Origin of the sequence: Agrobacterium sp. V1, assembly GCF_030518355.1 — a bacterium.
Classification (GTDB): domain Bacteria; phylum Pseudomonadota; class Alphaproteobacteria; order Rhizobiales; family Rhizobiaceae; genus Agrobacterium; species Agrobacterium cucumeris.
In genome coordinates this window covers 1269678-1294529 of the sequence record NZ_JAULSF010000001.1, presented here as the reverse complement: position 1 = coordinate 1294529, position 24852 = coordinate 1269678, and the positions used below count along the sequence as shown (strand labels likewise).

Genomic DNA, 24852 nt, shown 5'->3' with positions numbered 1-24852 from the left:
AATGAAAAGCCGCCGGGATATTTCCCGGCGGCTTTTTTATGTCTATCTGCGGGGTTATTGCACCAGCGCCGGCTGCTGGCAGCGCACATCGGTGACGCGCACATCGGCTTCGCCGATCTTTACGCCGAGAACCAGAAGCACGTTGTAGAGCAGCTGATCGACCGGAGCGGTAACCACCGCAAGCGTGTTGGCAAGCGCTGCCTGAATGCCCGCCAGGCCTCCCAGATCAAGGTTGAGGAAGAGCAGCCTGATATCCAGATTGAGGTTCTTCAGCAGCGAGCTGACAAGAGTGGTGACGGTGTCCTTGGTGGATACGCTCTTGATCTTGGCCTGGGTGATATCCGACTGCGTGAAGGTCAGCTTGGTCTTCGTCATGTTGGTGGCATTGATGAGGGCACTGCCATTGATGGCAAGCAGCGCTGAATCGACGATTGCCGCCTTGGTGACACGCGGGTCCTTGCCGAAATTGGCAAAAGCGGAGGTATCGACATTGCCGAGCGCGATTTCCGCGACGCCGGGAACGACCTCTACATCGACCGTTCCCTGTCCGCCGCCCGTGCAGCGAATATCGGCAAGCCGTGCTTCGGCATGGGCGACTTCCACATAAAGCGGGATATTGACCTTGAGGCCGGCAATGGCCTGAAGCCCGTCCACCACGACACTGACGGCCAGCCGGGTCTGTGCGGTGCGGACGATGGTGCCCTGACCACCAACGGCGAGCGACGGGGTTTCGACCGGCGGCTCACCTATGGCAAGCGTTGCCTTGACGGAGGCGAGACCGAGAACGTTGGCGTTGAGATTGAGCGCCAGCTGGTTGCCGCCATTGCCGGCAACGGCTGCGGCATTGAGGAGATCGAAGACGCCGGCGGTGACCTTGAGGTTTTCACCACTACCGATCAGCTTGTCCGAGAAAGGTCCGAGATTGAGGATTTCCTCCAGCTTGAGCTTGATATTGCTCTTGTTGGCGGTTTTTTCCAGTGTCTTCAGAATGTTGGCGACAGCCGGCTGCAGGCCGGTGGTTTTGGTCAACGCATTGAGGAACTGACCGTAGGTGATTTCCGTCTTCAAAACATCCTTGTAGGTGCCGGCGGTGAGCTTGAGATCGATGGCAAGCGCCTCGACGACATGCAGCGCGTTGACATCGGCGGCAACCAGCCCCTGGTAATCCATGAGTTTGAGCGATACCGTGGTGCCGAGCAGGCCGCCGAGCAGGCTGTTCAAGATGCCTTCATCGAGACTTGCCAGTCGCGAGCCTACCGAAAATGCCGCGATCTTCTGGGACGAGGCCGTTCCGACCGCAGAAATCTTGGGCGGGGTGGTGAAGGCGGCAGCGAAGAATATCTGGCCCTTTTCGACGATGTTTACTTTCACCGCATTGGTGGGCAGGGCGTTGTCCACGAACCGTGCGCCGACAGGAATGGTTGCATCCGGCTCATAATGGCCCTTGATGACCTCGGCGTAACCGTTGCTGCTTGCAAATTCGTTTGCGGGATCGAAGGGTTGAAGACCGTTTGGAGTGAGCAGGCCCTGCGGCGTCTTGACGCCGAGATCCATGCCGTTGAGGGCGAAATATTGCTGGACCGCCTTTTCCGGATCAGCGGCATTTGCGGCCGCCGATATGGCTGCGAGATCTGCGGTCTGCTGCAACTGCCGTTTCTGCAGGGTCAGATAACCGTAGTCGACGCCAAGCGCCAGGACGCCGATGAAAAGCGGCGCGGTAAGCCCGGCCGAGATGGCGATGTTGCCGGCCCGATCCTTCAGGAAAGCGGGGAGCAGGGAAGGAATAGTCCGCATGTCATGCTCCTCCGATCCGGATAGTGGAAAAACGCCGGATGACCGGCTCTGGCATGGTGTAGCTGTAGAGGCTCCAGATCGGCAGATCGCGGGCGTCATATTCGACCTTGACCGTGAACTGGTTGGCATTGGCGGGATCTGTGGCGACATCGACGGTGAAACGTGCCTTGTCCATGAAAGCGTAACTGAGATCGCTTTTGGTGACGAAATCCCGGGCAAGCTGCTGGCGCTCGGTTGTATTGAGGCCGGCAACCGCCGTTCTCGCCGCATCTGCGGCGATCTGCTGCACCGAATAGGCCGCCATCAGGTAGATGCCGTAGGCGATCATGGTCAGAAGGACGAGAAAGAAGATCGGCGCGACGATGGCGAACTCGACAGCGTTCGAGCCGGACCGATCGCGAAGGAAACGCACTGCATTACGCATAAAGCACCCCCGTTCCTCAAGGCACCAAGGTTCGATGCCTTGTTTTATTATTTTCGGAAATGCTAATTTATAGGTGTTAATTTTTTGTTGATGCCGCCCTTATGGGTTGCATGCGCGTTAAAGCCTTCGCGTCAGTACCAGTTGATTTTCAAATAAGCCGAAGCCCTTTGAAGCTGGCATGGCCATCCTTGCCGATGATGATGTGGTCGTGGACGGTGATGCCGAGCGGCTTGGCCGTATCGATGATGGTTTTGGTCATCTCGATATCCGCCCGCGAGGGGGTGGGGTCTCCACTTGGGTGATTGTGAATTAAAATCAAGGCCGTAGATGATAGTTCAAGGGCGCGGCGCACCACTTCACGCGGGTAGACCGGCGTGTGGTCCACGGTTCCCTGACCCTGTACCTCGTCGGCGATCAGGACATTGCGCTTGTCGAGGAACAGGATGCGGAACTGTTCGCGCGTTTCATGGGCCATGGCGGCATGACAATAATCAATGACCGATGACCAGGAGCCGAGAACCTGCTTGTTGCGGATTTCGCTTTTCAGCATGCGCTGGGAAACGGACGCAACGAGTTTGAGATCGAGCGCCACGGCCTCGCCGACGCCCTTCACCTCCTGCAACAGTGGCAAAGGTGCGCCGAGGACACCGCCGAGCGTTCCGAAACGGGCAATCAGCGCCTTGGCGATCGGTTTGGTATCGCGCCTCGGGATCAGCCGGAACAGCAGGAGTTCCAGCAATTCATAGTCGGCAAGCGCGGCGTCGCCGCCATCGCGGTAACGTGCCCGCAACCGGTCCCGATGGCCGTGATAATGCGCGGTCTCCGCTTCCTGTTCGGCAATGGCGACGGTGGGTTTTTTCGGAGCGCTTCGCGGTTCGGCAAAAAAGCCTCGCTCATCCACCGCATCGAACAGGTCGCCTTCGCCCGCCTCAAAGCCTGACGTCGGGGAAAGATCGGCGGGAGGCGGGGCAGGGCGTTTTGCCATAGGCGGTCTGGCCTTATGCGAGTGGCGGCAGGCCCGGGCGATCAAAGCCGCCCGGTGACAGCGTGAAGATTTCGCAGCCGGTGGCCGTGACGCCGACGGCATGTTCATATTGCGCGGAGAGAGAACGGTCACGCGTCACCGCGGTCCAGCCATCCGAGAGCACCTTCACATGCGGCTTGCCGAGATTGATCATCGGCTCGATGGTGAAGATCATGCCCTCGCGGATCTCCGGCCCTTCCTCCGACTGGCCGTAATGCAGGATGTTCGGCGTGTCGTGGAACAGGCGTCCGACGCCATGGCCGCAGAAATCACGCACTACCGAGCAGCGCTCGGCTTCCGCATAGGCCTGGATTGCCGCGCCGATTGCACCGGTGCGCGCACCGGGCTTGACCGCCGCGATGCCGCGCATCAAGCATTCATAGGTCACTTCCATCAGCCGCTCGGCGGCGCGCTTGATCTGGCCGACCGGATACATGCGGCTCGAATCGCCATGCCAGCCGTCAAGCACATAGGTCACGTCGATATTGACGATATCGCCGTCACGCAGCGGCTTTTCATCCGGAATGCCGTGGCAGACCACATGGTTGATCGAGGTGCAGACGGATTTCGTATAACCGCGATAATTCAGCGTCGCCGGCAGCGCTCCATTGTCCGCGCCGAATTCGAAGACGAAACGGTCGATGGCGTCAGTCGTCACGCCGGGCTTGACGATCGCCGCCAGCTCATCGAGGCAACGCGCCGTCAGCTGGCACGCCTTGCGCATCCCGTCAAAATCCTCAGGCGTATAAAGGCGGATGACGCCGGTATTCTTGAGGGGGGCGGAGGCTGCGTCGATATAGGTAACCATCTTGGTGCTTTCTGTCTCTTTACGTCCCTGTTCATAAAACAGCGGGACGCCATTCGTCCATCTTAACCGTTCCGCTGACCGAAATTTGTGTCGGGGAGACCGCGCATTTCACCGCATAGGCCTCGACACCACGCGCCATTGCCCGCTGAAACGCCAGCGCGTAGACGGGATCGAGATCATCGCAGATGCGCATCCGCTCGCAATCGTCGCGCTGAATGAGATAGAGCATCACCGAGCGGTAACCGGCTTCCGCTGCGTCACCCAACTCCTCCAGGTGCTTGGCACCGCGTTTGGTGGCGGTATCGGGGAATTCGGCCAGACCCCTTTCGCGCATGAAATGCACGTTCTTCACCTCAACATAGGCATCCGGCCGGCCGGGTTCGGACAACAGGAAATCGATGCGGGAATTGCGGCCGTATTTCTGTTCGCGCCGGATCGTCGAATAGCCGGCAAGTTCAGGGATACGGCCGTTCAGGATCGCCTCTTCTGCCAGCCGGTTCGGCATGCCGGTATTGATGCCGACCACGGTGCCATCGGCCTCGACCATTTCAAACATGTGTCGGTATTTGCGGGTGGGGCTGTCATGTTCGGATAGCCAGATACGCGAGCCCGGTGTCGTCAGCCCGCGCATGGAGCCGGTATTGGGGCAGGAACCGGTAATCGCCGTGCCGTCATCGAGGACGGCATCGAAGAGGAAACGCTTGTAGCGGGAAATCAGCGTGGCGGGAACGAGTGGGGGCGTGAAGAGCATGTGGCCTGAAAGATGTGAGGTGATGGAACTGGTCAGGAAAGGACGTAGGTTCCCGGCGCATCGCCGAGCACGGGCCGCTTGCCGTCTTCCGGCTTGCGCGCCTTTACCTTTTCAGCGTTCTGGCTTTCGATCCAGTTCTGCCAGTGCACCCACCAGGAGCCCTTGTGGGCGGTGGCGGCAGCCTGCCATGCATCTAAGTCTCCAGCCGGTGATGACCCCGTCCAATATTGGTATTTTTCAAGCTGCGGCGGATTGACGACGCCGGCAATGTGGCCGGAAGCGCCAAGCACGAATTCCACCGGTCCGCCGAACAGCGCAGCACCCGTGAAAACCGATTTCGCCGGCGCGATATGGTCGTCGCGGGTGGCGAGATCATAGACGGGTATCTTGATATCGCCGAGATTGATACGCTTGCCGGCAACACGCATCAGCCCGCGGGCGAGATTGTTCTCGAGGTAACAATTGCGGAGATAGAAGGAATGGCTGGCGGCCGTCACCCGGGTCGAATCGGAATTCCAGTAGAGCAGATCGAAGGGCAGGGGCTCGGTGCCGCGCAGGTAATTATCGACCATGTAGGGCCAGATGAGATCGGAAGCGCGCAGCATGTTGAAGACGGTGGCCATGATCGAGCCATCGAGGTAACCGACCGCCTGCATGTGCCTGTCGAGTGCGGCAAGCTGGCCCTCATCGATGAAGACCTTGAGATCGCCGGCATGGATGAAATCTGTCTGGGCGGCCAGCAGCGTGGCGCTTCGTATGCGCTCATCGCCCTGCTGCGCATGCAATGCCAGCGCCGAGGATAAAAGCGTACCGCCGACGCAATAACCGATGGCGTTGATTTCCTTCTCACCGGTCCGTTCCTCGATGGTGTCGAGGGCGAAATCGATACCTTCGCGGATGTAGTCGTCCCAGCCCTTGTCGGCGAGGCTGGCATCCGGGTTGATCCAGGAAACCATGAAGACGCTGTGGCCCTGCTCAAGGCACCAGCCGACGAAGGATTTTTGCGGATTAAGATCGAGAATGTAGAATTTGTTGATCCATGGCGGCACGATCAGCAGCGGCCGTTTGAAGGCCTTTTGCGTTGTCGGCGCATAATGGATGATTTCGCACAGCGGACTTTTCGCCACCACCTTGCCTGAGGTCACCGCGATATTCTGGCCGATGACGAATTTGCTGTAATCCGTCTGGCGCAGTTTCAGGTGGCCATTGCCGGCCGCGACATCTTCCGCCAGCTGCGCCATGCCCTTGACAAGATTGGCGCCGCTGGAAGCCACCGTCTCGCGAAAGACCTGCGGATTGGTGAAGACGAAATTGGCGGGCGAAAGCGCCTCAGTTACCTGCCGCATGTAAAACAGCGCCTTGGTGCGGGTATGTTCGTCCAGCCCTTCGGCTTCGGTCACCATCCGGTCGGCGAAGCCCACGGTGGTCTGGTAGGCTTTCAGGAGAAAATCAAAAAACGGATTGGCCTGCCAGTCGGCATCGGCAAAACGCCGGTTGCGGCGTTCCGCTGAGCCGGTCTCATTGGGTTTTTCCGAGGCCGAATCGGCATCGCCGGAAAACTGCGCCACCGATTTTGCCCAGAGATCGTAATAGCTGGAGAGCAGATGGGTCTGTGCCTCGAGTGAACGCTTCGGTTCGGCCATCCAATATTCCGCGACATCGGACAGCGTCTTGACGAGGTCGGTCATGGGGTCGGCGCTGTTTTCGGGGATTTCACCGCGTTCGCGCGGCGCCAGCCATTCGGAAGCGGCCTTGCCGAGATTTTCAAGCGCGCGGGCAATGTTGACCGCGAAGGCTTCAGGGTCGCGGATCAGGTAGGCTTCGGCGGATCCGGCGTCGAAACCGGGCGTTTTGCCGCCCTTTTTCTTCTGCCCGCCGTCAACACCCGCCATGCGCTGTCCTCCGCCAAATTTGTGTTTGCACATTCTGCATGAAAACGAATACAAGTTCCACCAGCAAGGGGAGGCCGCAAAGGGCCGAACCGCAGTCGAATTCGATATCGGCAGATATCCTTTACAGGCGGAACATGACGATGGGCAAGCACGTGGGCACATGGGGAACATACGCGGAAAATACTGCGAGAATCGCCGTGCTTTCCCTGTCCGGCGTCCTAGTTGTTACCGGGCTCGCCGCCTGCAAGGCTCCCGAACCAATCGTGGCACCGGCCCATATGCGCCGCCCGACAGCCGAAATCGTCGGTCCGCGCCCCGTCAGCGACAATGCGGTGAGCCAGAAGCGCGACACCGGCACCTATCCGACCTTCTCGGCGCCCATGACGGCGGCCGGCACCCAGATGGGCGACGATGAGGCCTCCACCATGGAAACCAGCCTGTCGCGCCTTGGCGCGGCACGCCGCAACGGCCAGATTTCTGAAGCCGAATACAAGCGCCGGGTCGCCGAACTGCGGGCGCTTGGCGAAAACCAGAAGCCGGTTGCGACGCCTGCTGCTTCGCAGTGAGATCATACCGCGCGTTATGCGTGATATAATGCTTGAGATGGAGCGAGCGCATGCCGCTGGTTTCTTCTCCCCGCCGGGGAGAAGTCCGCGGCAGCGGGATGAGGGGGCAAGCTCTCCGCATATCGCTAGCGTTTCCCCCTCATCCGACCCTTCGGGCCACCTTCTCCCCGGCGGGGAGAAGAAACAAGCGGCGATGCCGAGCCCGGGATGGTGGCACTTACCGCTAACGGGTCAGGCCGTCGCGACATCATAACCCCTTCTTTACCCTGCCTTTGAACCATCCGCTTACCGAAGATTTTAAGCGGATGGATGCGGTTTGGCGCTTATGATGCAGCCATAACAAACAGGCTGCTGAAACAGCGGCATACAGGGTGAATCATCATGAAATGCATCGCCGCTTTGCTGGTTCTTGCCGGGTTTGCGCTCGCCCCCGCTCAGGCGCGGGCGCCGCACATCAATATTGGAGCACCCGCGCTTCAGGGTCGATGAAAATTGCGGATGCCGGTCAGTCGTTGCCGGCAGCTTCGTTCAAGACGTCGAGATCGGGCACCGTGATATGGCGGTTGTTCTCGATGCGGATAATGCCTTCCTTGCGCAGCTTGGTCATTTGCCGGCTCACCGTTTCGATGGTGAGGCCGAGAAAATCGGCGATGTCGGCGCGTGAAAGCGGCAGGTCGAACGCGGATTTGTCGTCGTTTTCCGGGTCGATATGGGTGGCGATCATATAAAGGAAGCTGGCAACCTTCTCCTGCGCCGATTTACGGCCAAGCGTCAGCATCCAGTCGCGCGCCTCATCCAGTTCCTTCAGGGACTGGTTATGTAGCTTGCGCTCCATATCAGGGACTTCCGAGACCATGCGGTCGACGATACGGCGCGGGAAAAGGCAGATTTCGACATCCGTTGCCGCTTCCGCCGTCATCTTGCTTTCCGCCATGAACGGGCGGCCGAGAAAATCCGGTGCGAATTGCAGGCCGACGATCTGCTGGCGGCCATCCGACATCATTTTCGAAAGCTTCACCACGCCGTTGAGGATGTTGCCATAGGAGGTGACAAGTTCCCCCTGGCCGAGCAGCTCATTGCCGGCCTCCAGCTTTTTGCGGCTGGAGTAACGGTTGAGATCGCAAAGCTGCTGTGGCGTCAGCGTGCTGCAAAGACCGCCGTGACGCGCCTCGCAGGAGCGACAGACAACGGGCTCTTCCGAATTGTGGATGGTCTTCTGCAGCGTATCCATAAGCCTTTTCCAATGCTGGCTTTTTCGGGACGATTGCGACCTTGGGTATCAAATCCGGTCTCTTTAAAGGCTTGCGCCGCGTAGCCGTCGTCCCCGCGTCTACTTTAGGAAGAACTTATGGCGCAATTTGATTGAAGTCAAAGTTGCAAACTGTCGCAGCCGTTACTGAAAGGGAGGAAATCGACATTTTCTTGATAAAAGGCAAAACCGGTGATGAATACCGAACTTCTTCGCAAATATTCTGGCGCCGTACCCCGTTACACGAGCTATCCGACCGCGCCACATTTCCACGAGAGAATCGATAATGCGACCTATCGGCAATGGCTGAGCGAGCTCAATCACAGGAACCGGATATCGCTTTACCTGCACATTCCCTATTGCGACCGGTTGTGCTGGTTCTGTGCCTGTCACACCAAGCACACGCTGAAATACGAGCCGATTGCCGTTTATCTGGAAGCACTTAAGCAGGAGATCGAAGCGGTCGGCGCACTCGTTTCCCCTGATGCGGTGGTGAGTGCCGTGCATTTCGGCGGTGGTTCTCCCACCATGCTGAAACCGGAGGATATGGTCAGTTTGATGGACTGTCTGAGGCGTCATTTCACCTTCGGGCTTGCGCCGGAAATCAGCGTGGAAATGGACCCCAACGATCTGGATGACAGCCGTTACGACGCCCTTGCCGCCGTCGGCATGTCGCGGGCAAGCCTTGGCGTGCAGGACTTCGATGACAAAGTGCAAAAAACCATCAACCGCATCCAGTCTTTCGAACAGACGAAGTCGGTTGTGGATGCGGTGCGGGCGAGGGGCGTTCACTCGGTCAATTGCGACATTCTCTACGGCCTGCCGTTCCAGACCTGCGAGACGCTGAAGAAGACGGTGGATCAGATCGTCTCGCTCGATCCGGACCGGGTGGCGCTTTTCGGCTATGCCCATGTTCCGTGGATGAAAAAACACCAGTCGCTGATCCCCGAACATGCGCTTCCGGATATTGCCGAGCGGTATCGCCAGATGACGATGGCGGGCGAGATGCTGCAAAAGGCGGGTTACAAAGCGATCGGCATCGATCATTTCGCCAAGCCGGCCGATACCTTATGCCAGGCGGCCGAAGCGGGCGCGCTGCGGCGGAATTTCCAGGGCTATACCACCGATACGGCCGATGCGCTGATCGGGCTTGGCGCTTCTTCCATCGGCAGGCTGCCGCAGGGTTATGTGCAGAACATGGTGGCGACCGGAGAATATCAGCGGATGACCGGCGAGGGCGGCCTTGCCGTCGTCAAGGGAATAGAACTGTCGGAAGAGGACCATCTGCGCTCACATGTCATCGAGCGGCTGATGTGCGATTTCGCGCTCGATTTTTCGGATCTCGACCGGCGCTTCGGCAAGGCAAGCCATTCCGTGCGGACACAGGCACAGCATTTTGCCGCCGGCAACAGCGATGGCGTGGTGCGCATGGATGCCGATATTTTTGCGCTCACGGAGCTCGGAAAGCCCTTCGTGCGTAATATCGCGGCAATCTTCGACACTTATCTCGGCAATGGACGCGGCCGCCATTCGGTTGCTGTTTAGGCAACAGTTTTGGGGCAAATTTCAAAGTTACGTCACGAAACCATTGGCTTTTTTGTGCGACTTGCCTATGTGGTGCGTCAGACAGGATAATTCATACGAACGACAATAAGGATTATGGGCGTGACAGCTACATTCGACAAGGTTGCCGACATCATCGCCGAAACCAGCGAAATCGACCGCGAAACCATTACGCCGGAAAGCCACACGATCGACGATCTGGGCATCGACAGCCTCGACTTTCTGGATATCGTTTTCGCGATCGACAAGGAATTCGGCATCAAGATTCCGCTCGAGCAGTGGACGCAGGAAGTCAACGAAGGCAAGGTTTCCACCGAAGAATACTTCGTGCTGAAGAACCTCTGCGCCAAGATCGACGAACTGCGCGCAGCCAAGGGCTGAGATGATGATGCCCGCTTCAGGCGGGCATTTCTCTTTCTGGACCCGGCCTTTCATTGGGCGGGTCGCAACCGACCAGAGACGGGCCGGACGGATGTTGCTTGAATATTTTCAGATGATCGACAAGGTCGAAGCCGTGGATATGGCGACGCGCACGTTGAAGGCGCAGTCCGTCGTTCCCGACAAGAGCCCGGTTTTCGAAGGCCACTTTCCCGGCATGCCGCTGGTTCCGGGTGTCCTCCTGATCGAGACCATGGCGCAGGCTTCAGGCATGCTGGTTCTGGCATTCAGCGATTTTGCCTCCATGCCGTTCCTGATGTCGGTCGATGGCGCCAAGATGCGCACCTTCGTTGAGCCGGGCGCGGTTCTCGACATCGAGGCCGTGCTCGAGCATGACGGTTCGGGCTTTGCGGTCACCAAGGCGAAGATTACCAGCGATGGCAAGAAGGTCTGCGATGCGCAGCTGAAACTGCGCACCATGCCGTTCAGTGAAATTCCGCTCGGTCCCATCGTCAAGAAGCGGGCCGAAGAAGTCGGCCTGATGGCGGCCATTGCCGCGGATGCGCAGAAATAAGCGCTTCCGCCCGTTTCGAAAGAGGGCGTTTTTCCCGTCGGCCCGGTTTCGATGCATGAAAATCGTGGGCTGGCGATGGCCGAACGGGCCTTCACCATTGCCAATCCGCACCGCGCGCTTTATTCCGCAACGCATGAAGTGGTTGTTCGCAACCGCTGTTGGATAGCCGTGACCGTTTCGGCGGGGCCGGCTGCAAAGGATGACAGACGATGAAATCTGACAATGATGTGGTGATAACAGGGGTCGGCATCGTGACCTGTCACGGCGTCGGCAGCCAGGCGCATGTGGCGCTTCTTTCTGGAGCAGCCGCGCCGGCGACGATTGTCGAGACCGAAAAATTCAAACCCTATCCGGTCCATCCCATGCCTGAGATCGACTGGTCCGCGCAGATCGCCAAGCGCGGTGACCAGCGCCAGATGGAAAACTGGCAGCGGCTCGGCGTGTTCGCCGCCGGCCTCGCGCTCGATGATGCCGGGCTGAAGGAAAATGCCGAGGCCTGCGCCACCATGGACATGATCGTGGCGGCCGGAGGCGGTGAGCGTGACATCAATGTCGATACGCTGATCGTCGATGAAGCGCTGAAGCGCAACGACCGCGAAGTGCTGCTCAATGAGAAGCTGACCACGGAGCTGCGCCCGACGCTGTTTCTCGCCCAGCTTTCCAATCTGATGGCCGGCAACATCTCCATCGTGCACAAGGTCACCGGTTCGTCCCGCACGTTCATGGGCGAGGAAGCGGCAGGTATCTCCGCCGTCGAAACCGCCTTTCACCGCATCCGTTCCGGCGAATCGAGCCATGCGCTGGTTGGCGGCGCCTTTTCGGCTGAACGTCCCGACATGATCCTGCTGTTCGAGGCGATCGGCGCGCATGCGCAGGGTGGCTGGCAGCCGTTGTGGTCGCGTGGCGACCAGGACGGCGGCGGCATGATTTCCGGTTCGCTCGGTGCATTCCTGGTGCTGGAATCACGCAAGCACGCCAGCGAGCGCGGCGCGCGCATCTATGCCCGCATCGACGCCATAGAGGGCGACCGCGGCAGCCGTGATGACGGCCGCATGGAAAAGCGCATGGAGCGGCTGCTTGCGCCTGCAAAGGACAGCGCTGCGACCGTCGTGTTTTCCGGCGCGAGCGGTTATGACGAGGTGACCCGGCGCGAGAAGGATATTCTCGAAAAGGCGCTGCCAAAGGCCGTCATTCGCGGTTTTGGCGGTATCACCGGCCATGGACTTGAAGCGCAGTTTCCGCTCGGACTGGCGCTGGCGGCGCTGACGCTTGAAAGCGGCGCGAAGGTTCCTGCCTTCGACGCGGCTGCGGAAAAGCAGATGGGCGAGGCGGCTAGTGAAGCCGTCGTCACCACTGTCGGCCATGTGCGTGGCGAAGGTGTCGCCGTTCTGTCCCGCGACGTTTGAGGAGAATAGACCATGACTTCCAATTTCAAGGATCATCTCGGTCGCCCGATCGTCGCCGTGACCGGCATGGGTATCATCACCTCGCTGGGACAGGGGCTTGCCGATAACTGGGCGGCGCTGACATCTGGCAAGTCGGGCATCCACAAGATCACCCGTTTCCCGACCGAGGGGCTTTCCACCCGCATCAGCGGCACGGTGGATTTCATCGATATCCCGGTTCCGAACTCCGTTGAGCGTTCCTATGCCTTCGCCCGCGAAACCACCATCGAGGCTCTGGCGCAGGCCGGTATATCCGGTGATTTCGATGGGCCGCTGTTTCTCGCAGCACCGCCGATCGAGCCGGAATGGAGCGCCCGTTTCGAGCTTGCCGATCGTTCGCCGCCGGCCGCACAGCCGGGCGACGCCTATGAGCGGTTCATGACGGCGTTGCGCCAGCGTCCCGATCCGGCGTTCCAGGAAGCGGCGCTTTTCGGTGCTATTTCCGAGCGTCTTTCCGACCGCTTTGGCACACGCGGCCTGCCGGTCACGCTGTCGACGGCCTGTGCATCTGGTGCGACTGCGATCCAGCTCGGCGTTGAGGCTATCCGCCAGGGCCGCACCGAGCGGGCACTGACGGTTGCGACCGACGGTTCGGTCAGCGCCGAGGCACTGATCCGCTTCTCGCTTCTCTCCGCGCTTTCGACCCAGAATGATCCGCCGGAAAAGGCCTCCAAGCCGTTCAGCAAGGATCGCGACGGTTTCGTTATCGCTGAAGGTGCCGCAACGCTGGTATTGGAATCGCTCGAAGCCGCGGTTGCACGTGGCGCGAAGGTTCTTGGCATCATCAAGGGTGCCGGTGAAAAAGCCGACAGCTTCCACCGCACGCGGTCTTCGCCTGACGGCGGCCCGGCGATTGCGACGATCCGTGCGGCACTGGCCGATGCGGGCGTGGCCGAAAGCGATATCGGCTATATCAATGCCCATGGCACCTCGACGCCTGAGAACGACAAGATGGAATATGGCTCGATGCTCGCCGTCTTCGGCGAAGGCCTGAAGAATATTCCGCTGTCTTCCAACAAGTCGATGATCGGCCATACGCTGACAGCGGCAGGTGCCGTGGAGGCCGTGTTCTCGCTGCAGACGATGCTGACCGGCACGCTGCCGCCGACGATCAACTACAACAATCCCGATCCGACCATTTCGCTCGACGTGGTGCCGAATGTGAAACGGGATGCCGAGGTGAGTGCGGTTCTGTCCAACTCCTTCGGATTTGGCGGGCAGAATGCAAGCCTTGTCATGACGCGGGAACCGGCTTAACCAGTTCCGCCACAAACAGAAGCGTTTCCAGGCCTGAACAGAACTCTGGAAACGCTCTCGCTTCTTTGATTACGCATTCCGGCCGCAAAACCGTTACAGAGGTTTGCTGGAATAGCCCTTTAGATAGACGCCCTCGGGCGAAGGACTGAAATATGCGCGCTCTTCAACTCGTGGACGACCGGAAGCTCGAAAAAGTGGACCTGCCTGAACCGGATGCACCGGGCCCGGGCGAGGTGACGCTGCGCGTCAAGGCCGTGGCGCTCAACCACATCGACGTGTGGGGCTGGCGCGGCATGGCTTTCGCCAAGCGCAAGATGCCGCTCACCATTGGTGCCGAGGCTTCCGGCGTGGTGGAAGCCATCGGCCCGGGTGTTTCGAATGTGCTGCCTAGTCAGCTCGTCGCGGTTTATGGCGCGCGCACCTGTGGGCTGTGCAAGCCCTGCCGCGAAGGCCGTGACAATCTGTGCGAACACGTCCAGGGCGTACACGGTTTCCATCTCGACGGTTTTGCGCAGGAAAAGATCAATATTCCCGCTCGCCAGCTCGTGCCGGCGCCGCATGGCATTGACGCCGTCGCTGCAGCGCTTGCGCCGGTGACCTTCGGCACGGTCGAGCACATGCTGTTCGACAATGCCAAGCTTGAGCCGGGCGAAACAATCCTTGTGCATGCCGGCGGTTCCGGCATCGGCACGGCGGCGATCCAGCTTGCCAAGAAGATGGGCTGCACCGTCATCACGACAGTCGGCTCCGATGACAAGATCGAGCGGGCAAAGGCGCTCGGCGCCGATCACGTCATCAACTACCGCACCGACCGTTTCGAAGGTGTCGTGCGCAAGCTGACGAAAAAGAAGGGTGTCGACGTGGTGTTCGAACATGTCGGCAAGGACACGTTCGTGGCCTCGATGTTCTCGCTGAAACGCGGCGGCCGCCTCGTCACCTGCGGCTCCACCTCTGGCGTGTCCACCGACATCAACCTGATGATGCTGTTCCAGCAGCAGCTGAAGCTGCTCGGCTCCTTCGGCTGCCGCATGGAAAACATGGCCAATGCCATGCAGAAGATGGCGCGCGGCATCGTTCATCCCGTCATCGACACGGAAGTGACCTTCGATGATATCGATCGGGCACTGGAGCGCATGGAAACGCGCCAGGTGTTCGGCAAGATCGTTCTGCGGATGGACTGACCAACGTGAAGCTGTTCCTGACGCGGATCGTCCTTAAACTGGACCACTTCCGGCAGTGGCTGATTGCGACATTCGCCTTCGGCCTTCTCAACCTGCTGAAGCTTTTCCCTGCCGATGCGGGCATTCGCGCCGCCGACCGGCTGGCGCGCTTCGTGGGGCCGAAAACCGGCCGCCACAAGCTGATGCTCTACAATCTGGCCCGTGCCTTTCCGGAAAAGTCCGAGGAGGAGCGGCTGGCGATCGCCATGGACAGCTGGGCCAATATGGGCCGGCTTGCGGCGGAATACGTGTTTCTCGACCGGCTGTTCGATTTCGATCCGGAGAAGAACGAGCCCGGCCGCATTCAGGTTGAGGGCATTCCGACATTCCTTGAGCTGCGCGACAATCCGCGACCCTTCATCGTCTTTACCGCCCATAGCGGTAATTTCGAGCTGCTGCCGGTGGCGAGTTCTGCCTTCGGTCTTGATGTCACGGTGCTGTTCCGTCCGCCCAACAATCCTTACGTCGCCGACAAGGTGTTCAATTTCCGCAAGGAGCGCATGGGCAATCTCGTGCCGTCGCATGCCGGCTCGTCCTTTGCGCTGGCGCGGCAGCTGGAAAGGGGCGGCGGTGTCGGCGTTCTCGTTGACCAGAAGTTCAGCAAGGGGCTGACGACCAGGTTCTTCGGTCTTGAGGTTCGCACCAATCCGCTGCTGGCCAAACTTGTGCGGCAGTTCAACTGCGATGTTTATCCCGCCCGCTGCGTGCGTCTGCCGGATAATCGTTACCGGCTGGAGATCGAACCGAAGGTCGAGATTCCGCGCGATGAAAAAGGCAATGTCGACATTCAGGCGACGGCGCAGCTTTTGAACGACAAGGTGGAAAGCTGGGTGCGCGAATATCCCGGACAATGGTTGTGGTATCACGACCGCTGGGACGTAAAGCACCAGATCTGAGGTATTTGCCGCCGGGTTCGATTGCGCCTGATTTTTACAAAATCAGGCTGTGAATTTGTGCGTTTTGATATTTTTTCATATTAGTGGAACCTCATTTCTCGTTCATGGATTATCGAAATTGAAAAAATAGCGGCGGCTGTGATATTTTGAACAATAATCCCTGCGGCGTTTCTGTGTTTCGTTACGTCATTTTTAAGCGCGCAGACGTTATGATTGAGGGATATAGGGTCTATCCTTTTGGATTGGGAGCGGGGTGTTTGCCCGTTCAGGGAGAGTTGGGTTGAAAGATTTGATTGAGCTGTTCTGGCTGCGTTACACGGAACTGCAATCTGCCGTTGGTAAAAACGAGACCGACAAGATTGCGGTACTGGAGCGTGAACTGGAGCAGCTGCTCGACCGGGTCATCGGGCGTCAGACCGGCAGTTCCGAGGACATTCGCGAGCAGTTCCGTTTCGCCATCGATCTCCTCAACCATGAGGCGGAAGACCTTGGTTGCGTGCAGCGTAATTCCGAGCTTTTGCGAACGCTTGTCGATCGTTATGTCGGCATGCCTCTCAAGGCTAAAGTCATCGGCGACGAGGACCAGGACAGTCTGGAGTGGCATCACCGCCATCTGATCCTCGATGAGGATATGCTGAACGACCTCGACGAACCCGTGATGGTGGTTTCGCCCGGCTACCGCGTGTCCTTCGCGAACGGGCTGGATGCGTTTCCGCACAACAGACCTGATGGGCTTATGGGGTGCCATATCGCCGAGCTTGTCGGGGTGCACCGCTTCCAGAACGACCTGCGAGAACGGCTCGACAATTGTTTCAAGGGCGGTACCTCGAAATATACCTATGCCGAAGATCACGACGGACAGACGATCGTGAAGTCGCTCGAAATGTCACCCTGCTACTCCTCCAGCTACAAGCTTGTCGGCGCCATGGTGGTCATCAGGGAAATCGCCGATCGCAGGCGCGGTCGCGCCACCGGGTGAACCAGCGGATAATTTTATCAGCGTTTCCGTTTTCAACGGAGCGTTTCGCCTGAGGCTTACGTCGGGAAGATGGTTTCCCAGATCGTGGCGATGGACCAGGCGGATGATGCATCGACAAGAAGCTTCGTTGCCATTGCCAGACACGAAAGCACCAGAAGCGGGCGGATGATCTTCGCGCCGTTTTTCATCGCGAAACGTGAGCCGATCTGCGCGCCGACGAATTGGCCGAGACCCATGGCGAGCCCGAGTTTCCACAGCACCGCGCCGCCAATGGCGAAGACAATGAAACCGCCGAAATTCGAGCCGAGGTTCAGAAGTTTGGTATGAGCGGTTGCCTTCAACATGCCGAAGCCGGCAAGCGCTACGAAGGCCAGCATGTAAAACGAACCTGCGCCGGGACCGAAAACCCCGTCATAAAAGCCCACCAGCGGCGCGACCGTAAGGCCGAAGACGAAGGGGGTGATGCGACGATGGCTGTCGATATCGCTGAGCTGCGGTTTAAAGGCGAAATAAAGCGCGATGGCGATCAGCAGGAACGGCATGATGGTGCGCAGCAGATCGGCCGGCACGAAAGCGGCGGTAACGGCCCCCAGCATTCCGCCGGCCATGGCCATCAACCCCATCGGTAATTGCTCTTTCAGATTGACGTGGCCGCGTCTGGCGTAAGCAAGGGTGGCGGAGGCCGAACCGAACTGCGCCTGCAGCTTGTTGGTGCCAAGTGTGTCGAGCGGTGCAATGCCCATGATCAGCATGGCCGGAATGGTGATGAGCCCACCGCCACCGGCAATGGAATCGATAAATCCGGCAAAGATGGCGACGCAGAAAAGAACGACGAAAACGTTGAGAGCGATGTCTTGCACTTGGGATGTCCGGGCAGGCGGAAGGGAGAGAGCCCCTTCTTTCACCGAAAACAACGCCGCGCAATATTTTTCTCTCCGATCTGCGACGGGCAGGGGGATTGCGGTGTTGCCGCTTATGGGTATGTTTCCGTGGCGCGTCGGCAATAGAGGCCGATGACGCTCAGGACATACGGATGAGGGCATTATGCATAAAGTGATTTTCGATACGGATCCCGGTGTAGATGACGCCATGGCGCTGCTGTTCCTGCATCGCCATCCCGATATCGATCTGATCGGCGTCACCACGGTTTTCGGTAATGCCCCCATCGATATTACCACACGCAATGCGCTGTTCCTGAAGCGGGAATGGCAGATGACAGCGCCGGTTGCGAAAGGCGCCGGTGTAACGTTCGATCCCGCCCGCAAGGAAGGCCACTGGCCGACCTTCATCCACGGAGAAAACGGTCTCGGCGATATCGACATTCCAGAGACCATCGATCTGCCGCTCGATTCGCGTCCGGCGCATCGTTTCATCATCGAGACCGTGAAGGCCAATCCGGGTGAGGTGACGCTGATTGCCGTCGGCCGCATGACCAATCTGGCGCTTGCGCTGCGCGAAGAGCCGGATTTTGCGGCGCTGGTGAAGGACGTCATCGTCATGGGCGGCGCCTTCGACATGAACGGCAATGTGTCGCCGGCGGCCGAGGCCAATATTCACGGTGACCCGGAGGCGGCCGATCTCGTCTTCACGGCACCCTGGCGCGTCGTCGTTGTCGGTCTCGACGTAACGACGAAAACGGTAATGACCAGCGCCTTCATGGCTGAGATGGCAAAGGCCGGCGGCAAGCCGGTGCAGCTCTTGTCCGACCTGTCGCAATTCTACATCGATTTCTACAAGACCCGCACCGGCGACGGCATGGTGGTGCATGACAGCTGCGCCTGCGTCTATCTCGTCGCGCCTGAGCTTTTCGAGACCCGCAGCGGCCCGGTGCGCGTCGTCTGCGGCGGCCTTGCTGACGGCCAGACCATTCAGAAGCCGGACGGACGTGCCTTCCCGCCGGGTGACTGGGACGGGCATCCAAGCCAGCTTGTGTGCACGGATATCAAGCCGGAGCGCGTGCTTTCGGTCATCCGCGCGGCAATTGTGACGGGTGAGCGCGGCTGAACGACAGGAATGGCCGTTCTTGAGCATGGCTTGCCTTGCATTTTCCAAGAATCTGGCGTTATGCAAGTTCCTTGATCCTATTGCGCGATCCGCCTTGCCAAAGGGGCCGAAAAGGCTGTTCCGAAGCACAGGCGGATGATCGCGATGGCGTGTGGGCCGAGAAAAGCCTTGTAGGTTTTCCCGTGCTTTGCGCTACAATGAATAACGCCTGCCGGATCGGTTCGTGTCGGCGGCGTTTAAAAACAAAAAACGAACCTTCGTTATGGGCCGGCAGAACCGGTCCATTCCCATGAGGAAAGTGATGGAAGAGTTTCACAAGGTCCGGCGTCTGCCGCAATACGTCTTCGAACAGGTCAACCGTTTGAAAGCGAGCGCGCGAGCGGCCGGGGCCGATATCATCGATCTCGGCATGGGCAATCCCGACCTTCCGACCCCCAAGGCGATCGTCGACAAGCTTTGCGAAGTCGTTCAGGACCCGCGCACCCATCGTTACTCCTCGTCCAAGGGCATTCCCGGTCTTCGCCGCGCGCAGGCCGCCTATTATGCCCGTCGTTTCGGCGTGAAGCTGAACCCCGATACCCAAGTTGTTGCCACGCTCGGCTCCAAGGAAGGTTTCGCCAATATGGCGCAGGCCATCACGGCACCTGGTGACGTGATCCTGTGTCCGAACCCTACCTATCCGATCCATGCCTTCGGCTTCCTGATGGCGGGCGGCGTTATCCGCTCGATGAATGTCGAGCCGGATGAGAGCTTCTTCGGGCCACTGGAGCGTGCGGTGCGCCACTCCATTCCCAAGCCGCTGGCGCTGATCATCAACTACCCGTCGAACCCGACGGCACATGTGGCTTCGCTGGATTTCTACAAGGACGTCATCGCCTTTGCGAAGAAACACGAGATCATCGTGCTCTCCGACCTTGCCTATTCGGAAATCTATTTCGACGACAACAACCCGCCGCCTTCAGTTCTTGAGGTTCCCGGCGCAATCGACGTTGCGGTGGAATTCACTTCCATGTCGAAGACCTTCTCCATGCCCGGCTGGCGCATGGGCTTTGCCGTTGGCAACGAGCGGCTGATCGCGGCCCTGACCCGCGTGAAGTCCTATCTCGATTACGGCGCCTTCACGCCGATCCAGGTTGCGGCCACCCATGCCCTCAACGGCGACGGTTCCGACATCGCCGAAGTGCGCAGCGTTTATCGCCGCCGCCGTGATGTCATGGTCGACACCTTCGGCAAGGCCGGTTTCGAGGTTCCGCCGCCGGCGGCGACGATGTTCGCCTGGGCTAAAATCCCGGAAAAATTCCGCCATCTCGGCAGCCTGGAATTCTCCAAGCTTCTGGTCGAGAAGGCTGATATTGCCGTTGCTCCCGGCATCGGCTTTGGCGAGATGGGCGATGATTACGTCCGCCTTGCGCTCGTGGAAAACGAGCATCGAATTCGTCAGGCAGCGCGCAATCTGAAGCGTTTCCTGTCGAGCGCAGACGAAACGATGCACAATGTCGTTTCGCTTAACGCCCACAGATAAGGGCAACCGAAGGCGGCCGGGCCTCGGCCGCCACCATCACCAGCAAATCAGGAACATACCCATGGCAGATTCATTGAGAATCGGCATAGCGGGGCTCGGCACTGTCGGCGCTTCGCTCGTGCGCATCCTCCAGCAGAGAAGCAACGAACTTGCGATTACCTGCGGACGCGCGATTGAGATTATTGCGGTGAGCGCGCGCGACCGTTCGCGCGACCGCGGCATCGATCTCAAGGGTATTACCTGGTTCGACACGCCGGAACAGCTGGCGAGCGAAGCCGATATCGACGTGTTCGTCGAACTGGTCGGTGGCGCTTCCGGCCAGGCGGAAAATGCAGTGCGAGCCGCACTTGCACGTGGTCTCCATGTGGTGACAGCCAACAAGGCACTGCTGGCCAAGCATGGCGTGGAACTTGCGACGATTGCCGAAGACAAGGGCGCGCTTCTCAATTTCGAAGCGGCGGTGGCCGGCGGTATTCCCGTTATCAAGGCGCTGCGTGAGTCTCTCACCGGTAACCATGTGTCGCGCATCTACGGCATCATGAACGGCACCTGCAACTACATCCTCACCAAGATGGAGAAGGAAGGGCTGTCCTTCGAGGCCTGTCTGAAGGAAGCACAGCGGCTCGGTTACGCCGAAGCCGATCCGGCTTTCGATATTGAGGGCAACGACACCGCTCACAAGCTCGCCATTTTGACGACGCTTGCCTTCGGCAACAAGATTTCGGCCGATGACATCTATCTCGAAGGCATCACCAATATTTCGAGCGAGGATATTCAGGCGGCCGCCGAACTCGGTTATCGCATCAAGCTTCTCGGCGTGGCGCAGGTCACTGAATCCGGTATCGAACAGCGGGTGCATCCAACCATGGTGCCGCTCGATTCCGTCATCGCCCAGGTCGATGGCGTCACCAATGCGGTGGCGATCGAATCCGATATTCTCGGTGAGTTGCTGATGGTCGGTCCGGGTGCCGGCGGTAACGCCACGGCGTCGGCCGTGCTGGGTGACATCGCCGATATCGCCAAGAGCCGCCCCGGCGCCCAGCAGGTGCCGGTTCTCGGCCGTCCGGCAAAATCGCTGGCCGATTATCGCCGCGCCAAGATGAAGAGCCATGAGGGCGGTTATTTCATCCGTCTGACGGTGAAGGATCAGGCCGGTGTCTTCGCCTCCATCGCCGGCCGTATGGCCGACAATAACATCTCGCTGGAATCCATCGTGCAGCGCCAGCGCGTGCATGTGGAAGGCGCGCCGCAGACAATCATCCTCGTGACCCATGCGACGATGGAAGATGCGATCCGCAAGGCCGTGAAGGCGATCAAGAACGAGAAATATCTGGTCAGCGAACCGCAGGTCATCCGCATCGAGCGGACCTGAGACAATCCACGATTTTTCTGAAATTGAGGACCGCGCCTCCACATGGAAGCGCGGTCTTTTTTGTCATGGGGAGACCTTGGGGGGTGTAAAAAACGCCCCCGAAACACCGGCTTTCAGCCGTCATAAAATTTTAGAAAACGGCTGCGGAACCGCTGGAATGCGACACGATTCGGCCCTATGGTTAATCCTGTTCACCAAGCGAGGGAGGCGTGGCCGTGACATCGATCATCCTGTTCAAGGACAATAAGCGCGCAGACGTTCCGGTCGCCCATCATCGGGCACGGCCTCACACTGCCAACGACAATATTCGCAGCATGGAATTCGATATGGCCGAACACGAGCGCAACTGGTGTTCGCTTGCCGTGTTCTCGCTGCTGCTGCTGGTCGGTGCGGTATCGATCGTCAGCCCGTTTTTCTCGATATTTGCAGTGTGAAAGCCGGAACAGGCGTTTTTGCTTGAAAAACGCGCCATCGCCATTTAGCCCGTTCTAAGCATTAAAGCGCCGATATACGCGCATGACAGGACGAATGGACAGGATGGCAATGATGGAGCCGGCCGACACCGTGGCCCGCGCATTTTTGAGCGTGGAGCGGTCGGCGACAGAGCAGCGCTGGGTATCACGGCTGGATCAGGCCGGACAGAACCGCGCGCTGGCCATGTCCCAGATTCATGCCATTCCCGAGCTGATTGCCCGCGTGCTGGCCGGACGCGGAGTAGGCGTGGATGACGCGCTGGCTTTTCTTGATCCGACCATCCGTTCGCTGATGCCCGATCCGCATATGTTGACCGATTGCGAAAAGGCGGCCGAGCGGCTGGTGCGCGCCATCGAGACCGGCGAGAAGGTGGCGATCTTCGGCGACTATGATGTCGACGGGGCTGCCTCTTCCGCCTTGATGTACCGGTTTTTCGCGCATTTCGGGCTGACACCGGAGATCTATATTCCTGACCGTATTTTCGAAGGCTATGGCCCGAACCCGGCGGCGATGCAGCAGCTTGCCGCCAATGGCGCGACCCTGATCGTGACGGTCGATTGCGGTTCCACCAGCCATGAATCGCTGCAGGCCGCCAGGGATGCAGGAACGGATGTGGTCGTCATCGATCACCACCAGGTGGGTTCGGAACTGCCGCCGGCTGCCGCACTGGTCAATCCCAACCGGGAAGACGATCTGTCAGGGCAGGGGCATCTGTGCGCCGCCGGCGTGGTGTTTCTCGTGCTGGTCGCCACGCTGCGGCTGCTGAAGGACCGACGCAACCGGCAGGCCTTCACGCTCGATCTGCTGTCGCTGCTCGATATCGTCGCCCTTGCCACGGTATGCGATGTGGTGCCGCTGAAGGGGCTGAACCGCGCTTATGTGGTGAAGGGGCTGATCGCCGCGCGCCATATGAACAATGCTGGCCTCGCCGCCCTGTTCAAGAAGGCTGGATTGGGCGGACCTGTCACGCCCTATCATTTCGGTTTCCTGATCGGGCCGCGCATCAATGCCGGCGGCCGCATCGGCGATGCCGCTCTCGGCAGTCGTCTGCTGACCATAGAGGATCCTTCGCAGGCAGAAGTGATCGCGGAACGGCTGGATGAGCTGAATCGTGAGCGGCAGGCGATGGAAGCGGTGATGCTGGCGGAAGCCGAGGCGGAGGCGTTGTTTGAATATGGTGATGGGTCTGGCGCCGGTGTCATCGTTACCGCCCGGGAAAACTGGCATCCGGGTATTGTCGGCCTGCTTGCATCGCGGCTGAAGGATCGCTTCCGTCGTCCGGCCTTTGCCATCGCTTTCGATCCTTCCGGCAAGGGCACCGGTTCTGGCCGTTCGATCAATGGTTTCGATATGGGCCGCATGGTGCGCGCCGCCGTGGATGCGGGTTTGCTGGTCAAGGGTGGCGGTCACGCGATGGCGGCCGGGTTGACGGTGGAGCGTGCCAATCTCGGCAAGCTCAGGACGTTCTTTGAAGAAGCGGCCGTCAAGACGGTGAGCGAACTGGTGGAAAGCAGCGTGCTGAAGATCGACGGCGCCATAGGCGCGTCGGGCGCGACATTGCAGCTTGTCGACCAGCTGGAGCAGGCCGGTCCTTACGGATCAGGTCACTCACAGCCGATCTTTGCCGTCCCGGCGCATCGTCTGCGTGATGTGCGCCTCGTCGGCACCGCGCATGTGAAGATCACGCTCGAGGCCATGGACGGCTCTCGGCTGGAGGGCATCGCATTCCGGGCCGCAGAAGCGCCTCTGGGGCAGATGCTGCTGAATGCGCGCGGCAGGTCCATCCATGTTGCAGGCACCGTGGGTGCCGATCTCTGGCAGGGCCAGAGGCGTGTGCAGCTGCGCGTTCTGGATGCGGCTTTCGCGCCCTGACGGGGTTGCCAATCTGTCTGAATTTTCGGGGAACAGCTGGTAGACGAGCCATAAACGGCAATCGTCACCACATTCACGTGCTACGTGAAGTTTTTTATGCAGAGTGCTGATTTTTAAGGAGAAGCAAGTGGCACGCCCTAGGGGAGTCGAACCCCTCTTTTCAGAATGAAAATCTGACGTCCTAACCGATAGACGAAGGGCGCGTGCGCTTGTGGTGTGGCGCCCTTATAGTCAGGCTCCCGTTGGTCCGCAAGCGTAAAAATTGATTTTTTTCGCTTCGGGACGAGATTTTTTGAGGAAATCCGAAGGGCTGTGGAAAACCATGCACGATCTGGCCAAAGCCTTGAAATATCGCCCCTATCACTTGCCGGAAGTATTGTCATTTTGCCTCGTAAGAGGTCGGAGACGCCGTTTTTATCCCTTAGCTGGCATCTCTGCCGGGGGAATCGGAAAGGCGCTGTCATCGGATCAAGGGGGAAAGGCAAGCCGGTCGATCTGCCCGTTGGCGTTTCCCCCGGCTTGCCTTCCATCGGGGGGACAGCATTCTAACGTGCCGATCGGGAATCGGTTCCGACGCATCGGTTTCCCACGGCAAATTTGCCGGCATGAAGGATATCTGTGTATTTTTTTGAGGGTAACACAAAGGCAAGTGGCACGCCCTAGGGGAGTCGAACCCCTCTTTTCAGAATGAAAATCTGACGTCCTAACCGATAGACGAAGGGCGCGTGCGCTTGTGGTGTGGCGCCCTTATAGTCAGGCTCCCGAAGGTCTGCAAGCGGAAAAATGCA

23 protein-coding genes and 2 tRNA genes are annotated in these 24852 nt (G+C 59.3%); 15 read left to right on the top strand and 10 right to left on the bottom strand.

Annotation, left to right across the window (positions count from 1 at the left end; genetic code table 11):
• Positions 1 to 54: 54 nt before the first annotated feature.
• The 6 genes from QSV77_RS06290 to phaC form a co-directional block, all read right to left on the bottom strand.
• The gene (locus QSV77_RS06290) at positions 55 to 1794 is read right to left on the bottom strand and encodes a TadG family pilus assembly protein (protein ID WP_302732858.1); all 1740 of its coding nucleotides are present in this window, start codon (positions 1792 to 1794) and stop codon (positions 55 to 57) included.
• A gap of 1 nt (position 1795) precedes the next feature.
• On the bottom strand, positions 1796 to 2218 hold the full coding sequence (locus tag QSV77_RS06285; RefSeq protein WP_142839831.1) for a TadE/TadG family type IV pilus assembly protein: 423 nt from the start codon (positions 2216 to 2218) through the stop codon (positions 1796 to 1798).
• A gap of 148 nt (positions 2219 to 2366) precedes the next feature.
• Positions 2367 to 3203 (bottom strand): DNA repair protein RadC, encoded by an 837-nt coding sequence (gene radC / locus QSV77_RS06280; protein WP_271361277.1) that lies wholly within the window; start codon positions 3201 to 3203, stop codon positions 2367 to 2369.
• 13 nt (positions 3204 to 3216) lie between these two features.
• Positions 3217 to 4050 carry a type I methionyl aminopeptidase gene (gene map, locus QSV77_RS06275; protein ID WP_302732857.1) on the bottom strand — a complete coding sequence of 278 codons (834 nt, stop codon included), beginning with the start codon at positions 4048 to 4050 and terminating at the stop codon, positions 3217 to 3219.
• Positions 4051 to 4081: 31 nt separating this feature from the next.
• Positions 4082 to 4801 carry a DNA/RNA nuclease SfsA gene (gene sfsA / locus QSV77_RS06270; RefSeq protein WP_269699639.1) on the bottom strand — a complete coding sequence of 240 codons (720 nt, stop codon included), beginning with the start codon at positions 4799 to 4801 and terminating at the stop codon, positions 4082 to 4084.
• A 32-nt stretch (positions 4802 to 4833) separates the two neighbouring features.
• Positions 4834 to 6693, bottom strand: a complete 1860-nt coding sequence (phaC, locus tag QSV77_RS06265; RefSeq protein ID WP_302732856.1) for an alpha/beta hydrolase — start codon at positions 6691 to 6693, stop codon at positions 4834 to 4836.
• Positions 6694 to 6833: 140 nt separating this feature from the next.
• Here phaC and QSV77_RS06260 point away from each other — a divergent pair, with 140 nt between their 5' ends.
• Positions 6834 to 7259, top strand: a complete 426-nt coding sequence (locus QSV77_RS06260) for a hypothetical protein (protein ID WP_302732855.1) — start codon at positions 6834 to 6836, stop codon at positions 7257 to 7259.
• 505 nt (positions 7260 to 7764) lie between these two features.
• Here QSV77_RS06260 and fnrN read toward each other — a convergent pair.
• Positions 7765 to 8490: a transcriptional regulator FnrN gene (fnrN, locus tag QSV77_RS06255; protein WP_269699636.1), complete on the bottom strand. Its 726-nt coding sequence runs from the start codon at positions 8488 to 8490 to the stop codon at positions 7765 to 7767.
• A 213-nt stretch (positions 8491 to 8703) separates the two neighbouring features.
• On the opposite strand from fnrN, the gene hemN reads away from it, so the two are divergent.
• The 9 genes from hemN (at position 8704) to QSV77_RS06210 (ending at position 16820) form a co-directional block, all read left to right on the top strand.
• Positions 8704 to 10053 (top strand): oxygen-independent coproporphyrinogen III oxidase, encoded by a 1350-nt coding sequence (gene hemN, locus QSV77_RS06250; protein WP_302732854.1) that lies wholly within the window; start codon positions 8704 to 8706, stop codon positions 10051 to 10053.
• A gap of 114 nt (positions 10054 to 10167) precedes the next feature.
• Positions 10168 to 10452, top strand: a complete 285-nt coding sequence (locus QSV77_RS06245; RefSeq protein WP_003495848.1) for an acyl carrier protein — start codon at positions 10168 to 10170, stop codon at positions 10450 to 10452.
• A 91-nt stretch (positions 10453 to 10543) separates the two neighbouring features.
• Positions 10544 to 11023, top strand: a complete 480-nt coding sequence (locus QSV77_RS06240) for a 3-hydroxyacyl-ACP dehydratase FabZ family protein (RefSeq protein WP_080816951.1) — start codon at positions 10544 to 10546, stop codon at positions 11021 to 11023.
• 51 nt (positions 11024 to 11074) lie between these two features.
• A complete protein-coding gene (locus QSV77_RS06235; protein WP_193559497.1) occupies positions 11075 to 11236 on the top strand; it encodes a hypothetical protein in 162 nt (53 codons plus the stop codon).
• On the top strand, positions 11233 to 12429 hold the full coding sequence (locus QSV77_RS06230) for a beta-ketoacyl-ACP synthase (RefSeq protein WP_269699632.1): 1197 nt from the start codon (positions 11233 to 11235) through the stop codon (positions 12427 to 12429). The genes QSV77_RS06235 and QSV77_RS06230 overlap by 4 nt, the downstream gene beginning before the upstream one ends.
• A 12-nt stretch (positions 12430 to 12441) precedes the next feature.
• Positions 12442 to 13725: a beta-ketoacyl-ACP synthase gene (locus tag QSV77_RS06225; protein ID WP_142839823.1), complete on the top strand. Its 1284-nt coding sequence runs from the start codon at positions 12442 to 12444 to the stop codon at positions 13723 to 13725.
• A 152-nt stretch (positions 13726 to 13877) separates the two neighbouring features.
• Complete coding sequence (locus tag QSV77_RS06220) at positions 13878 to 14906, top strand: zinc-binding dehydrogenase (protein WP_302732852.1); 1029 nt, start codon at positions 13878 to 13880, stop codon at positions 14904 to 14906.
• Positions 14903 to 15841, top strand: a complete 939-nt coding sequence (locus QSV77_RS06215; RefSeq protein ID WP_142839822.1) for a lipid A biosynthesis lauroyl acyltransferase — start codon at positions 14903 to 14905, stop codon at positions 15839 to 15841. The genes QSV77_RS06220 and QSV77_RS06215 overlap by 4 nt, the downstream gene beginning before the upstream one ends.
• A 280-nt stretch (positions 15842 to 16121) precedes the next feature.
• Positions 16122 to 16820 carry a hypothetical protein gene (locus QSV77_RS06210; protein WP_142839821.1) on the top strand — a complete coding sequence of 233 codons (699 nt, stop codon included), beginning with the start codon at positions 16122 to 16124 and terminating at the stop codon, positions 16818 to 16820.
• A 56-nt stretch (positions 16821 to 16876) separates the two neighbouring features.
• On the opposite strand, the gene QSV77_RS06205 is transcribed toward QSV77_RS06210, so the two are convergent.
• Positions 16877 to 17680 carry a TSUP family transporter gene (locus QSV77_RS06205; RefSeq protein ID WP_142839820.1) on the bottom strand — a complete coding sequence of 268 codons (804 nt, stop codon included), beginning with the start codon at positions 17678 to 17680 and terminating at the stop codon, positions 16877 to 16879.
• Positions 17681 to 17864: 184 nt separating this feature from the next.
• Here QSV77_RS06205 and QSV77_RS06200 point away from each other — a divergent pair, with 184 nt between their 5' ends.
• From QSV77_RS06200 to recJ, 5 genes are all read left to right on the top strand, one after another.
• The gene (locus QSV77_RS06200; protein WP_302732850.1) at positions 17865 to 18824 is read left to right on the top strand and encodes a nucleoside hydrolase; all 960 of its coding nucleotides are present in this window, start codon (positions 17865 to 17867) and stop codon (positions 18822 to 18824) included.
• A 301-nt stretch (positions 18825 to 19125) separates the two neighbouring features.
• On the top strand, positions 19126 to 20346 hold the full coding sequence (locus QSV77_RS06195; protein ID WP_046800081.1) for an LL-diaminopimelate aminotransferase: 1221 nt from the start codon (positions 19126 to 19128) through the stop codon (positions 20344 to 20346).
• Positions 20347 to 20407: 61 nt separating this feature from the next.
• The gene (locus QSV77_RS06190) at positions 20408 to 21718 is read left to right on the top strand and encodes a homoserine dehydrogenase (RefSeq protein ID WP_269699630.1); all 1311 of its coding nucleotides are present in this window, start codon (positions 20408 to 20410) and stop codon (positions 21716 to 21718) included.
• A 209-nt stretch (positions 21719 to 21927) separates the two neighbouring features.
• Positions 21928 to 22152: a hypothetical protein gene (locus tag QSV77_RS06185; RefSeq protein ID WP_046800083.1), complete on the top strand. Its 225-nt coding sequence runs from the start codon at positions 21928 to 21930 to the stop codon at positions 22150 to 22152.
• Positions 22153 to 22255: 103 nt separating this feature from the next.
• Complete coding sequence (recJ, locus tag QSV77_RS06180; protein WP_302733893.1) at positions 22256 to 24064, top strand: single-stranded-DNA-specific exonuclease RecJ; 1809 nt, start codon at positions 22256 to 22258, stop codon at positions 24062 to 24064.
• Positions 24065 to 24192: 128 nt separating this feature from the next.
• Here the strand turns inward: recJ and QSV77_RS06175 are convergent.
• Both QSV77_RS06175 and QSV77_RS06170 read right to left on the bottom strand, forming a co-directional pair.
• Positions 24193 to 24267, bottom strand: a tRNA-Glu gene (locus tag QSV77_RS06175).
• 447 nt (positions 24268 to 24714) lie between these two features.
• A tRNA-Glu gene (locus QSV77_RS06170) sits at positions 24715 to 24789 on the bottom strand.
• Positions 24790 to 24852: the final 63 nt, after the last annotated feature.

Coding starts and splice junctions, on each gene's coding strand:
- recJ (WP_302733893.1), top strand. CDS start 22,256: ATGGCAATGATGGAGCCGGCCGACACCGTGGCCCGCGCATTTTTGAGC.
- QSV77_RS06260 (WP_302732855.1), top strand. CDS start 6,834: ATGGGCAAGCACGTGGGCACATGGGGAACATACGCGGAAAATACTGCG.
- QSV77_RS06200 (WP_302732850.1), top strand. CDS start 17,865: ATGCATAAAGTGATTTTCGATACGGATCCCGGTGTAGATGACGCCATG.
- QSV77_RS06285 (WP_142839831.1), bottom strand. CDS start 2,218: ATGCGTAATGCAGTGCGTTTCCTTCGCGATCGGTCCGGCTCGAACGCT.
- QSV77_RS06240 (WP_080816951.1), top strand. CDS start 10,544: ATGTTGCTTGAATATTTTCAGATGATCGACAAGGTCGAAGCCGTGGAT.
- hemN (WP_302732854.1), top strand. CDS start 8,704: ATGAATACCGAACTTCTTCGCAAATATTCTGGCGCCGTACCCCGTTAC.
- phaC (WP_302732856.1), bottom strand. CDS start 6,693: ATGGCGGGTGTTGACGGCGGGCAGAAGAAAAAGGGCGGCAAAACGCCC.
- map (WP_302732857.1), bottom strand. CDS start 4,050: ATGGTTACCTATATCGACGCAGCCTCCGCCCCCCTCAAGAATACCGGC.
- QSV77_RS06235 (WP_193559497.1), top strand. CDS start 11,075: ATGCATGAAAATCGTGGGCTGGCGATGGCCGAACGGGCCTTCACCATT.
- fnrN (WP_269699636.1), bottom strand. CDS start 8,490: ATGGATACGCTGCAGAAGACCATCCACAATTCGGAAGAGCCCGTTGTC.
- QSV77_RS06220 (WP_302732852.1), top strand. CDS start 13,878: ATGCGCGCTCTTCAACTCGTGGACGACCGGAAGCTCGAAAAAGTGGAC.
- QSV77_RS06190 (WP_269699630.1), top strand. CDS start 20,408: ATGGCAGATTCATTGAGAATCGGCATAGCGGGGCTCGGCACTGTCGGC.
- QSV77_RS06290 (WP_302732858.1), bottom strand. CDS start 1,794: ATGCGGACTATTCCTTCCCTGCTCCCCGCTTTCCTGAAGGATCGGGCC.
- QSV77_RS06245 (WP_003495848.1), top strand. CDS start 10,168: ATGGGCGTGACAGCTACATTCGACAAGGTTGCCGACATCATCGCCGAA.
- QSV77_RS06230 (WP_269699632.1), top strand. CDS start 11,233: ATGAAATCTGACAATGATGTGGTGATAACAGGGGTCGGCATCGTGACC.
- QSV77_RS06225 (WP_142839823.1), top strand. CDS start 12,442: ATGACTTCCAATTTCAAGGATCATCTCGGTCGCCCGATCGTCGCCGTG.
- QSV77_RS06195 (WP_046800081.1), top strand. CDS start 19,126: ATGGAAGAGTTTCACAAGGTCCGGCGTCTGCCGCAATACGTCTTCGAA.
- sfsA (WP_269699639.1), bottom strand. CDS start 4,801: ATGCTCTTCACGCCCCCACTCGTTCCCGCCACGCTGATTTCCCGCTAC.
- radC (WP_271361277.1), bottom strand. CDS start 3,203: ATGGCAAAACGCCCTGCCCCGCCTCCCGCCGATCTTTCCCCGACGTCA.